The organism is Nonomuraea sp. NPDC047529 (genome assembly GCF_040642995.1).
In the GTDB taxonomy this organism is placed as follows: domain Bacteria; phylum Actinomycetota; class Actinomycetes; order Streptosporangiales; family Streptosporangiaceae; genus Nonomuraea.
On the sequence record NZ_JBEYTJ010000087.1, the window covers coordinates 1 to 10367 of the forward strand.

At 72.4% G+C, this 10367-nt stretch carries 5 protein-coding genes; all 5 read right to left on the reverse strand.

Annotation, left to right across the window (positions count from 1 at the left end; translation table 11 throughout):
- Positions 1–132: 132 nt before the first annotated feature.
- Complete coding sequence (locus ABZ815_RS52325; protein ID WP_357710957.1) at positions 133–3318, reverse strand: S8 family serine peptidase; 3186 nt, start codon at positions 3316–3318, stop codon at positions 133–135.
- 90 nt (positions 3319–3408) lie between these two features.
- Positions 3409–4122, reverse strand: a complete 714-nt coding sequence (locus ABZ815_RS52330) for an HNH endonuclease family protein (protein ID WP_357710959.1) — start codon at positions 4120–4122, stop codon at positions 3409–3411.
- Positions 4123–4295: 173 nt separating this feature from the next.
- Positions 4296–5624, reverse strand: a complete 1329-nt coding sequence (locus ABZ815_RS52335; RefSeq protein WP_357710962.1) for a glycosyltransferase family 4 protein — start codon at positions 5622–5624, stop codon at positions 4296–4298.
- 134 nt (positions 5625–5758) lie between these two features.
- Positions 5759–8869 carry a PDZ domain-containing protein gene (locus tag ABZ815_RS52340; protein WP_357710965.1) on the reverse strand — a complete coding sequence of 1037 codons (3111 nt, stop codon included), beginning with the start codon at positions 8867–8869 and terminating at the stop codon, positions 5759–5761.
- A 273-nt stretch (positions 8870–9142) separates the two neighbouring features.
- Positions 9143–10231: a hypothetical protein gene (locus ABZ815_RS52345; RefSeq protein ID WP_357710968.1), complete on the reverse strand. Its 1089-nt coding sequence runs from the start codon at positions 10229–10231 to the stop codon at positions 9143–9145.
- Positions 10232–10367 lie beyond the last annotated feature (136 nt).

Below are 10367 nucleotides of genomic sequence, written 5' to 3' on the forward strand. Positions count from 1 at the left end.
CCCCTCGCCCCCCGCGGGGAAGCGCCACCGCTGAGGGGCCCCAACACCCCCACCGCCCCCCCCCCGGCCCCCACGCCCCGGGGGCGGACGAGTCGTGATTCGCCGGGAGCCTCAGCTCACCGGCCGTACGGGTCAGCCCACGGCGTAGGCGCGGGTCACGGTCTGGGTGACGCCGTCGCCCGCCTTGTCGGTGACGGTCGCGCGCAGCGAGACGTACCCCGCGGTGGCCGGGTTGTCCAGCCGTGCCGTCCAGCCCGATGGGGTCGCCCGGACGGGCACCGGTCGCCACGTCCTGCCGTCGTCGGCGGACGCCTGCAGCTTGATCGAGGAGACCGCCGCCCGGCCGGCGCCGGGAGCGCGCTCGACCCGGATCGGGATGGTGGTCCGTGATCCCGGCTTGGCGCGGTTGTCGTCATCGAGGTCCTGCGGCGTGTAGCGCACGGCCATCAGCGGCAGGGGCTCGGGCTTCGCCGTACGGGCGGAGCGGAAGGTCCAGACGGCGTCGACCGCCGTGGACAGCTTCGCCTCCGGCCGCCGGGAGGAGGCGGTCAGCGTGTAGGCGGTGTCGGCCTGCGGCAACGTGGCGGTGAGCGTGCACTCCTCGCTGCGGTAGGGGAGGCAGCCGGCGATGCCGGTCGTGGCGATCTCCTTTCCGTTCCCGGTCAGGGTGAGGGTGCCGGTCGCGGTCGCGTCCATGCCGGTACGCCCGGCGGTTCCGCTGCTGTACAGCCCGTCGGCGGGGAAGGCCAGGGTGTCGCCGGCCCGGCTGCCGCCGGAGACGGCGAACGAGGGGCCGGTCACCGCGGCGTTCCAGACCTGGGTGAAGTTCCTGTCGCGCACCGGGCCGGTGCCCTGCTCGATCAGGCCGCCCGTGCTGAACTCGTCGTTCCACGCGAAACCCGGCGTGAGGTAGCGCGTCAGGCGGCTCGGCAGCGGCATGTCCTCCCACGTGCTCAATCCCGGCGAGAGGACGCCGCCGGGCAGCACCGGCCCCGTGTTCAGCAGGCCGGTGGCACCCGGGACGGTCGAGCGGTACGTCTCGGTCGCCTTGACCATGTCCCGGGTCCGCGCGGCGTACCCGGGGTTGTCGGGGAAGCCGTCCGTACGCTGGTCGACGAGGTCGTAGCGGTACGGGCTGGGCGTCGTGCCCTGCTTGGTCCAGACGGTCTGGGCCAGGTAGGTGAGCCCCGGCTGCCGCACCGGGACGAGGTAGTAGCCGCCGGAGTAGCCGAACGCGATCATCGCGGTTGTCCAGGGCCCGTTGACCACGGAGAGGGAGAGCGCGGGATCGGAGACGGCCGTGGGGTCGTCGACCGTGAACGAGATCCGCTTCGCCTTGCTCCCATCGACCGTCAGCGACACGTCGGCGTCGTCGATCTCGAACGGCTGGTGCGCGAGCGTCAAGCTGCGTTCCGCCTTCCCCCAGATCTCGGTGTAGAGGTTCCAGCGTCCCTTCGGCAGCCTGATCGTGGCCGTGTCGCCGTGGAAGACGAGGCCGCGCTGCGCGCCGGTCGCCTGGTCGTAGACGAGGCTCTGTACCCCGTCGGCGGTCCCCCCGTCCCTGCCCTTGACGGTCACCGTGACGTCATGGGACTCCGGCTCCACGTAGGCCCCGGCCGGGGTGCGGACCACCGTGTCACCGGCCGTGGCGGTGACGATGCCCGGATAGTCGCCGGGGCCCTTGCCCTCGGCGTCGATGGTCACCGTGACCGACGCCTGCCCGCCCGCGGGCACCTCCAGCCGCTGCGGCGACAGCGTGAGCACGTCGGAGCCGTCCGCGAGGTCCAGGGTGACGGGCGCGGCCCCGGTGTTGCTGTAGGTGATCTTCCCGGTGGCCCGCCGCTCGCCCGGTTGCCCGTACAAGAACGCGGCCCACACGCCGGTGGGAGCGGCGATCACCTCCTGGTCCAGCGAGCGCGGCACGTCCACCCGCCCGGTGCCCTGCTGGTACGGCGTGGCGCCGGCGGTCGGCCTGGCGCTGCCGACGAGCGCCGCCTTGAGCTGCTGCCCGCTCCAGTCGGGGTGGCGCTGGGCGAGGATGGCCGCCGCTCCCGCCACGTGCGGGGTGGCCATCGACGTGCCGCTCATCGCCACGTGGGTTCCGTCGGCGGTGCCCGCCGCGGCGGCGGCCACGATGTCCACGCCGGGGGCGGTGAGGTCCGGCTTGACCGCATGGTCGCCGATACGCGGGCCCGTGCTGGAGAAGTCGGCCACCTGGTCGGAGCGGTCCACCGCGCCGACGGTCAGCGCGGCGTCGGCGCTGCCGGGGCTGCTCACGCTGCCCCCGCTCTGCTCGCCCTCGTTGCCTGCAGCCGCCACGAACAGGGTGCCCGTGGCTTGCGACAGGGTGTTGACCGCCTGCTCGATCGGGTCGAGGCCGGGTTCGTCGGGGCCGCCGAAACTCATGTTGACGATCTTGGCCTTGACCTCCGTGGCGGCCCACTCCATCCCGGCCAGGATCGCGGAGTCGCTGATGCGCTCACCCAGCTTGCCGAAGGCGATGCGGGCTCCCGGCGCCACGCCGCGGTACTTCTCGCCGGCGCCGGCGATGATCGAGGTGACGTGCGTGCCGTGTCCGACTCGATCGGTGATGTCAGGCTCGTCGGAGAAGTTCCGCGACTGGGTGACCACGTCCTTCAGGTCGGGATGCGTGGGGTCGTACCCGCTGTCGAGCACCGCGACCGTGACGCCCTGTCCGGTGAGACCCCGCTGCCATGCCTCGGTCGCGCCGATCTGCTTCGTACTGCGATCCAGGGTGTACGAACGCCGGCCGTCCAGCCAGATCCTGTCCTTGCCCGCGGCCAGCGTGGACGCCCCGCCGAGCAGGCTCCGCCACGCCTCGCCGGCGCTCTTCTTGGCCACCCGCTGGGCCGTCATGTTCAGGCTGGTCAGTTGCCGGGTGGCCGCCGCGCCTCGCAGCGCGGGGGCCGTTCCCCGCGGCGACTGTGTGATCAGCGGGATGTCGGGCGTGTCCGCGTCGCCGTAGCGCCAGGCGAGCAACTGGGTGACATCGAACAGCCGCTCGTCCAGCACCCCCTGGGCGACCAGGGGCGCGGCGTCGGACGGGACGACGTACAGGTGCCCGTCGCGGTACCCGGAGGAGAAGTGCACCTCCCGGTCCGCGCCCGGCTCCACCCGGAAGCTCCTGCCCGTGACCACGACCCGGTCGCCGGTCAGCAGTGTCACACTGCCCGCCGTGCCGGAGCGCGGCTGCCCGGGCCCTTCCCGGCCGGTGTCGGCCGTGCCGGTTCCCGTCGTCGCGCTCACACTCAGCGTGCCTGCCAGGACCGCTGCCAGCAGTCCCTTGCCTAACGTCATTGATCCTCGCAAGAAGAGAAAACGATCGCTTTCCTCTCCTCTTCCGCGTAAGGCCCTTTCTTCTTCCATGGCCCCTGAAGCGGACCGGGGCTAGCGGCACTGGGCGAGCATGGCGTTCTTGTCGGCCCTGGTCACGGGCAGGTCGTACTTGAGCGCGACCTGGGCGAATCGGGTGACGTACGCGCAGCGGACGCTGCGCTGGGGAGGCAGCCAGCCCGACGGGCCCGAGGCGTCCTTCTCCTCGTTGGCGCGGCCGTCCACGGGTAACAGGTTGAGCGGGTCGTTGGCGAAGTCGAGGCGTTTGGCCATCGGCCAGCGCGGCGCGCCCATGCGCCAGCCGTAGTTGAGCGGTACGACGTGGTCCACCTGCACCTCGTCGGCCTGGGCCTTGCGCCAGGAGATGAGCCGGCCGGTGTAGGGGTCGGTCAGCTTCATGGCGACGACCTCGCAGCTCGACCCGGCCCGGTACTCGACGCCGGTGCCGTCGCGGGCGAGCAGGTCGTCGCGGGTGCGGCAGCCGTTGCGGGCGTAGGGGACGCCGGTGGCGGTGTCGGCCCAGTTCTCGCCGTACCGGCTGCGGGCGTAGCCGGTGTTGGGGCCCCGGCTCTTGACGCGTAAACGGCCGATGAGGGCGCGCGCCCTGGCCCTGTCGCCGTCGGACAGGACGGGGGCGAGGCCGGGCAGCGTGCCGCTGGCGTTGCTGAGGGGGCTCGCGGCGGTGGCGGCGGGGCTCTTGGCGCTGCCGACGAAGGAGACGACGATGACCGCCCCGGCGAGCAACGCGATGACGTCCTTCGTGCCCAAGCAGCCCTCCGTGGATCCCGTGGGCGAAGTTGTCTAGAGAATTCCCGGCATTCCCGGATTTGACACGGGAAGGCTTCCCTCACTGATCGCCCCCGCGCCCGGGGCCATGTCCCGGCGGACGTCGCGGCCGAGCCGGTGGAGGTCACCGGCTCGGAGCTGTGGCGTTCGCCCCGCTAGATCCGGGGCTCGGCCGGTTCGGCGGCTTCGTCGGCCGTGGCGACCTCGGCGGGTTCGGGCCGGGGCGGGCGCACGTACGTGCCGTTGCGGCGGGCCACCAGTTCGGCCAGCAGCGCGTCCCACTTCTGGCCCACGGCGTCCACGTCGTAGGTCCGCGCCGTCTCCAGCGCCCCCGCCGCCAGCGACCGGCGCAGCGGCTCGTCCTCGATGACCCGGATGATCGAGGACGCCAGGTTGGCGTTGGTACGGGGTTTGACCAGCAGCCCGTCCACCTCGTCAGTGATCATCTCCTTGGGCCCGTGCGGGCTGTTGAAGCTGACGATGGCCAGCCCCTTGGCCATGGCCTCCAGGATCGTCATCGGGAAGCCCTCGTGCCGCGAGCTGAGCACGAAGATCGACGCCTTCTCCAGCTCCGCCCCCACGTCGCTGGTCGGCCCCGGCAGCTCCACCTTGCCCTCAAGCCCGGCCTCGACGATCTGCGCGGCCAGGTTCTCCTGCTGCGGCCCGGCGCCGAAGATGCGCAGCGTCCAGTCCGGATGCGCGGCGGCGACGGTCTCCCACGCGGTGATCAGCCGGTGGAAGCCCTTGAGCCTGGTCATCCGGCCCACGGCGACGACGACCTTGGCGTCCAGACGGGACACCCCGCCGGTCATCGGCGGGACGGCGTTGGGGATGCGGGCCAGCTTCTTCGGCTTCTTCGGCAGCGTGCTGCGGTAGTCGCGCAGGTCGGCCTTGGTGAGGGTGACCAGCGCGTCCATGCGGCGGTAACGCCACTTGATCAGCTTCTGGATCGGCTCGGCCTGGGTGCGCAGGGCCACGTGCTCCTGCCCGACGGTGATCACGCCCGGCTGCGCTAACTGCGCCATGGCCAGGTTGAGCCCGGGACGGGTGGCCATGAGCACGCCGCTGTCGAGCGAGCGGATGTAGCGGGCCAGCCGGTAGTCGGTCCACAGGGTGAAACGGTGGTAGGCCGTCTCCTCCGGAGGCATCAGCTTGCTCGGGAACTTCGACAACATCGCCCGCAGCGGGTCGGCGCTCGGCTTGAGCCGGTCGTCGAGGAAGCGCAGGCGCACCCGCGGGTCGAGCGGGAAGAACGGCTCCTCGGCCTCCTTCAGGATGCTGACGATCTCGACGTCGTGCTTGTCGGCCAGGTAGCCGGCCAGGTTGAACACCGTCCTGATCGTGCCGCCCATGCCGTTGGCGTGCAGGAGCAGGATCCGGATGCGGTCGGTCGACGGAGGTGGCGCTTTGCGTGCCTTGCGGCGGTTGTACCCCCGGTACAACCGGACCATCGCCGACTTCCCCCTGCGTGCCAGTGCGCGCACCTGGACGATCCCCCTTGTGCTCGGTTGCATTCGCGAACGCGCGGTCCCGGTCGCCGGGCCGCGCGCGAGCGGAGTGCACACGTCATCCCCTGTGCGCTTTCCCCGCCTATGATCTTTAGACGCCGAATGGGTTCCTAAGGTTGCATCCCCGGCCGATGCGACGGATCGGGCGTATGCGGCGAATGCTCGGCCAGCAGGTTCAGGGCGACGTCGATGGCCCGTTCGAGCTGCGTGTCCACGCCCCTGGCGTAGTCCTGCGGGGTGATGTCCACCTCGATGTCGGGGTCCGTGCCGTAGTTCTCCACCTGCCAGCCGACGTCGTCGAAGGCGAAGGAGAACTCCGGCTGCGTGGTGACGGTCCCGTCGGCGAGCCGGTGGCGCGGCCAGATGCCGATCACCCCGCCCCAGGTGCGCTTGCCGACCAGCGGGCCCAGCTTGAGCAGCTTGAAGGTGTGGCTGAAGATGTCGCCGTCCGAGCCCGCCCACTCGTTGGTGATGGCCACCAGCGGCCCGCGCGGCGACTCCGGCGGGTACGGCTCCGGATCCCCCCAGCGCGGGTAGTCGTAGCCGAGCCGCCGCCTGGCCAGCTTCTCCAGCAGCAGCGCCGAGACGTGCCCGCCGCCGTTGAAGCGCACGTCCACGATGAGGGCGTGCCGGTCGTACTCGGCCAGGAAGCCGCGGTGGAACTCGCCGAACCCCTCGGTGCCCATGTCGGGGACGTGCAGATAGCCGATGCGGCCGCCGGACCGCTCGTGGCACTCGGCGCGGTTGAGGTTGACCCAGTCGCGGTAGCGGGCCGGCTGCTCGTCGGCCAGCGCGCGCACGGTCACCGTGAAGACCCGCTCCTCGCGCCGCAGGGTCAGCTCGACCTCCTCGCCCGCCTGGTTGACCAGCCGTTCGTTCGGGGTGGCCGCGCGGCCGATGGGCGCGCCGTTGATGGCCAGCACCGCGTCCCCCGGCCGTACGTCGAGCCCCATCCGGTTCAGCGGCGAGGTGGCCTCGGGGTCCCACCGGTCGCCGGTGACGATCGCGTGGACGTGGTAGACGCCGTCGCGGAAGTCCCAGTCGACGCCCAGCTTGCCCTGGCTGTAGTCGGGCCCCGGGCGGTACTCGCCGCCGCTCTCGTAGGCGTGGCTGGTGGCCAGCTCGCCGTGCAGCTCCCACAGCAGGTCGGAGAACTCGCCCCGGGTGGTGACCCGGTCCACCAGCGGCTCGTACCGCCGGAAGACGGCCGGCCAGTCGACGCCGGCCATGTCCTCGGTCCAGAAGTTCTCCCGCTGCAGCCGCCACGCCTCGCGGAACATCTGCCGCCACTCCGACTCCGGCGCCACCGACACCTTGATGCGCGACAGGTCGATCCAGCCGCTCTCGCGTCCCGGCGGGTCGTCGTCGTGCTCGGGCGCCTCGCCGGCCTTGACCACGCGCAGTCGGCTCCCGGCCCGGTACAGCAACGTCTTGTGGTCGCGGCCCAGCTCGAACGCGGTGACCCCGTCGGCGAACGTCTCGTTCCTGCCCTTGGCGAAGTCGTACAGGTGCAGGGTGTTCTCGCCCTCCAGCGGGCTGGTCAGCAGCAGCGCCTTGCCCTTGAGACCGGCCACGCCCTCGTAGCGGCCCTCCGGCAGCGGGAAGGCGGTGACGCGGGCGGCCAGGCCGTCCAGGTCCACCCGGACGGCCTCCTCCGGCTCGTCCTCGTCGTCGTCCTTGCCGTTGAGCGGGCGCTGTCCGGGCACGAACGGGTCCGGCGCGTCGGCCCGCAACGCGATCGCGTACGGCCGGGTGCCCAGCGGGAAGCCCAGGTCGAACTGCAACTGGTCGTAGACGGGCGAGAAGACCCGCTGGCCGATGAAGTACAGGTAGCGGCCCTGCGGGTCGAAGGCCGGCATCGAGTCCTTGAGCACCGGCTCGGAGGCGGCCACCGTCCGGCCGGTCTCCGGATGGTGCAGCTTGATCGCGGTGGTCTGGGCGTTGAGCGGCCCGGCGTAGGCCAGCCACTGCCCGTCGTGCGACCAGGCCGGGTCCTCGGGCGGCCCGTGCGGGTTGCGTTCCACCAGGGTGGCCGCGCCCGTGGCCAGGTCCAGCAGGTGCAGCTCGTGGCGGTGGTTGACGACGGCCACGCGGTCGTGCGCGGGGTCGGGGACCAGCTCGTTGATCCGGCCCAGCCTGGCCACCTCGACGCCGCAGCCGCCCTCGCTGCCCTCCAGGATGACCAGCGTCTCCTCGTCGGCCTCGCCGCTGGCCGCGGCGATCAGCCGTACGCCGTCGTTGAGCCAGGTCAGGAAGCGGTAGCGGACGCCGTCCGGCTCGCCGTGCTGGCTGACCGGGCCCTCCCAGTCGGCCATCGCGTACGCCTTGCCGCGCGAGGTGATCGCCAGCGCGCTGCCGTCCGGGCTGAGGGTCGCGCTGTCGAGGAAGTCCTCGGCGTCGACGAACCGGCGGTTGCGCTGCGTCCTGGAGCTGGCCAGCCGCACCTCCAGCCGCCTGGGCTCCTCGTCCGGCTCCAGCAGGTACAGGTCGGCGCCGGCGTGGTAGACCAGCCGGTGGCCGTCGCTCGACAGGTTGCGCGCGTAGTAGTCGTCGTGGTGGGTGTGCTTGCGCAGGTCCCGGCCGTCGGGCAGGCAGGAGTAGACGTTCCCGACGCCCTCGTGGTCGGACAGGAAGCAGACCCGCCGCCCGCTCCAGCAGGGCGAGGCCAGGTTGCCCGGCAGCCGGATCAGCCGCCTGAACTCGCCGTCGCCGTCGGTGTCGATCCACAGGTCGCCGACCGTGCCGCCGCGGTAGCGCTTCCACCGCGCGGGGTCGGCCGTGTTGCGGCCGAGCACGATCATCTCGTCGGGGCCGTAGGCGATCGAGTTCGCCGGTCCGTACGGCAGCCGCTGCGGCACCCCGCCCGGCGTCACCCGGTGCAGCCACTTGCGCCCGGCGAACGGCTGGGACTGGTCGCTGGCGTAGAGGATGCGGCCCTCGTGGTCCCAGCCGGTGACCGTGCAGCGCGCGCCGTGGAAGGTGACCCTGCGGGCGGCGCCGCCGACGACCGGCATCACGTACACTTCCTCCGGGCCCTCCTCACGGCCGACGAACGCGATCTGGTCGCCGCGCGGCGAGATGCGCGGATAGCCGGCCTCGGCCGCGCCCGCGGTCAGGCGGAAGGCGCGGCCGCCCTGGGCCGAGACCATCCACAGGTCGTCCTCGGCGGCGAAGACCACCACGTCCTGAAAGACAGTGGGAAAGCGGAGATAGGCCGACATGTGCGCAGCTCCTCCTCCACCGGACAGCCGGGGGCCGCCGGCCCCCGGCTGCGCGATTCACCTCACGGGGTCATCCCTCGTCGGTCCTTCTCGTTTCCTTCTTGGTCTCCTTGGCCTGCCGGTTGGTCTTGATGGCCTGCTTCTTGGCCTTGCCGGACTTGGTGGCAGGTTTCTTCTTCGTGTCAGCCATCGTCTTCCCCCTGTGACGGTTGCGCCCGATTGGCACACTATGGCGGTTAAATACCCATCTATCCCCGAAATCCGACATTCTGCCTATCGCGCGCGAATCGGGCGATCTCCGGAGGGTCGCGACCACCACACACCCTCGCCGTGCGACAGGCCCGGCAGCCGCCGCTCGGCCTCGTGCACGGACGCCGCCGGGATCTCGCCTTCGAGCACCCACGTCTCGGCCCGCCTGCTCGTGCCGTCCAGGGCGGCGCCCAGCCCGGCCAGGGCCGCCGACACGGTGGCGAACGCGTCGGCGGGCACCTCCAGCTCGAAGCGGTGGCACGGCTCGTAGACCCTGGTCCCGGCCCTGCGCAGGGCCTCGGTCAGCACGGCCCGCGCCTGCCCGCGGAAGTCGCCCGCCGCCGTGACCGGAGAGGCGTACCCGGTCGCGGTGAGCGTGACCAGCACGTCCGTCACCGGCCATCCCCGCGGCCCCGCGCCCAGCGTGTGCCGTACGCCCTCCTCGATCGCCCGGTGGAAGGCCGGCGGCAGCGAGCCGAGGTCGACCTCCAGCCGGTAGAGCACGCCGGAGCCCGGCGCGGCGGGCTCCACGCGCAGGCCCACGGTCGCCATGAACGCGCCTCCGGCCTGACGCATCTCCTCCCGGGCCGCGCCGGTGCCCGACGGGCGCTCGAAGTAGACCGGCCGGCTCGGCTCGAACTCGGCCTCCACGCCGAAGTCCCTGGCCAGGGTCTCGCCGATGACCTCCTTCTGGACCTCGCCGTACAGCAGGACCGCCGTCCCGCCGCCGGGCAGCGTACGGGTGCCGATCAGGGGGTCCTGCTCGGCCAGCGCGACCAGCGCGGCGTGCAGGCGCGGCTCCTGGCCGGGGATCCGGGGGCGTACGACGGTCTCCAGGCTGGGCGGGGCGAAGTGGGCCTGCCCTGCCGGGCCGGGCTCGCCCAGCCGGTCGCCGACCCGGATCTCCGGCACCCCCCGGACCGTGGCGATGTCCCCCGCCACCGCCACCCGCGCCCCTGACCCCACCACGGCCACCCCGCTCGGACGCCCCTCGTAGGCGTGGACGCCCCCACCCGGCTCGCGGCGCAGGAACGTCACCCGCTGCCGCGCCCGCAACTCCCCGCCGCGCAGCCGCAGATAGGCCACCTTCTCCCCGGCCCGCCCCCGCTCCACCGCGAACACCGTAGCCCTCGTGAAACCCCTGCCGGCCGCGCCCGCCGCGCTCGCCGCGCTCGCCGCGCTCGCCGCGCTCGCCGCGCTCGCCGCGCTCGCCGCGCTCGCCGCGCTCGCCGCGCACGCCGCGCACGAG

Bases quoted from the DNA above. Each gene is read 5' to 3' on its own strand.
- ABZ815_RS52325 (WP_357710957.1), bottom strand. From the start codon at position 3,318: ATGACGTTAGGCAAGGGACTGCTGGCAGCGGTCCTGGCAGGCACGCTG.
- ABZ815_RS52340 (WP_357710965.1), bottom strand. From the start codon at position 8,869: ATGTCGGCCTATCTCCGCTTTCCCACTGTCTTTCAGGACGTGGTGGTC.